This is a genomic window from Viridibacillus soli, assembly GCF_016612995.1.
Taxonomy (GTDB): domain Bacteria; phylum Bacillota; class Bacilli; order Bacillales_A; family Planococcaceae; genus Viridibacillus; species Viridibacillus soli.
In genome coordinates, this window is record NZ_JAEOAH010000095.1 from 1 (window position 1) to 694 (window position 694).

The following is a 694-nucleotide window of genomic DNA, read 5'->3' on the forward strand; positions in this document are numbered from 1 at the left end:
TAAATTTCTTTTTTCTAGATACACCGCTTTATCTGATTGTTTAGCCACCTCTTGGGAATGCGTCACAACAATAATACATTTATTTTCTTTATGAGCAAGTTCTTTAAATAACTCAATAATTCCCATAGAAGTTTCTTGGTCTAGATTTCCAGTTGGTTCATCAGCAATTAATAAATCTACGTCACAAGATAGTGCACGAGCAATCGCCACACGTTGTTGCTGACCACCACTAAGCTGTAATACTTTCCTTTTTGCTTCTACTTCTGTCAGGCCTACCTTACTTAATAACTCAAGTGCTCTTCCTTTTTTGTCTTTCACATCGACCCCTGTAATCTCCATCGCGGTGACTACATTTTGAAGAGCTGTCATATACGTAATGAGGTTATACGATTGAAAGATAATCGCAACGTGTTTGTTTCGATAAGTATCTAGGCCTATCTTCCGTATATCCCTTCCTTTGTATAATACATAACCACCTCTTGGAACATCTAATCCACTTGCTAAACTAAGGGTAGTTGTTTTTCCCGATCCTGATGGTCCTAAAATGGTATATAAGCATCCCGTTTGAAACGAAAAGTTTACATTATCTAATATAGTAATTTTTTTATTATTGCTGTGATAGTGATAATTTAGATTTTTGAATTGTAATATAGTGTCCATGTGTATCCCTCTATTCGTCTTTTAATAAAATGTC

At 35.2% G+C, this 694-nt stretch carries 1 protein-coding gene; it reads right to left on the bottom strand.

Annotated features, from left to right (window positions below; all coding sequences use genetic code 11):
* Positions 1 to 660 (bottom strand): ABC transporter ATP-binding protein (locus JFL43_RS22145; RefSeq protein ID WP_200750725.1); only part of this gene is annotated, 660 nt, incomplete at its 3' end.
* Between the last annotated feature and the right edge of the window lie 34 nt (positions 661 to 694).